The following is a 1,097-nucleotide window of genomic DNA, read 5'->3' as shown; positions in this document are numbered from 1 at the left end:
GCAGGGTTGGTCGACCGGCGTTTGGGCAAGCTTTCGACGCGCCGGGTGCCTGCGGAAGCGATTGAGGAGATGCTGGAGCTTTATCGTCATCGCTACCTTGGCTGGAATGTGAAGCATTTCCACGAGCACCTGCTGCGCGATCACGATTTCAGCTGGGGTTACACCTTCATCAAGACGCAGCTTCATGCGGCGGGCCTGGTGGAACGGGCCAAGCGGCGCGGTGCTCATCGGCGCAAGCGGGAAAGGAAGCCGTGCGAGGGGATGATGCTGCATCAGGATGGCAGCCGTCATCAATGGCTGACGAGCGGGCCGATGCTGGATCTGATCGTGACGATGGACGATGCGACGAGCACGATCTATTCAGCCTTCCTGATCGAGGAGGAAGGCACGGCGTCGAGCTTTCAGGGACTTCTTGAGACGTTCGTCGCCAAGGGATTGCCATCGAGCCTCTACAGCGACCGCGGCAGCCACTATTTCGTGACGCTCAAGGCCGGCGGGGCTGTCGACAAGATCCGGCTGACTCAGGTCGGCCGGGCGCTCGGACGGTTGGGTATCGAACATATCCCAGCCTATTCGCCTGAAGCCAGGGGCCGCTCGGAGCGGATGTTCTCCACCTTGCAGGACCGACTGCCGCGGGAGCTGGCACTAGCCGGCATTGCTGATATCGAGGCCGCCAATCGCTTCATCGCACGGACCTATCTGCCGGCTCACAATGCCCGCTTCGCCAGGCCGGCCGCGGTCGAAGACAGCGCTTTTGTCGCCGCCGACCCGCAACAACTGGCCCAGATCCTGTGCATCGAGGAGGAGCGCGTCGTCGCCCGCGACAACACGATCGCCTTCGCGCGCCTTCGATTGCAGCTGCCGCAGAGCCCGATCCGGCATCACTTCGTCAAAGCCACGGTCAAGATCAGGCAGTACCCGGACGGCACGCTTGCAATCTTCCATGGGCCGCGCCGCATTGCTCGATACATGCCTGACGGCGCCGAAATCCAAGACACTTGCCCCACAAGGCAAGCCGCGTGAACCGCTTCGACGTTAAATCAGAAGCGGACAGATCATGTGCTACCAAAACCGGACAACTTGATTAGCTACCGACA

Annotated in this window: 1 protein-coding gene; it reads left to right on the top strand. The window is 61.5% G+C overall.

Annotated elements, in window-relative coordinates:
• On the top strand, positions 1–1,023 hold a 1,023-nt coding region (locus LB558_RS32830), incomplete at its 5' end, for an ISNCY family transposase (RefSeq protein WP_224701543.1).
• Positions 1,024–1,097: the final 74 nt, after the last annotated feature.

This window comes from Mesorhizobium sp. CO1-1-8 (assembly GCF_020164875.1).
Taxonomy (GTDB): Bacteria; Pseudomonadota; Alphaproteobacteria; order Rhizobiales; family Rhizobiaceae; genus Mesorhizobium.
The sequence above is the reverse complement of the archived record's forward strand: the minus strand, read 5'-3'. Positions and strand labels throughout refer to the sequence as shown.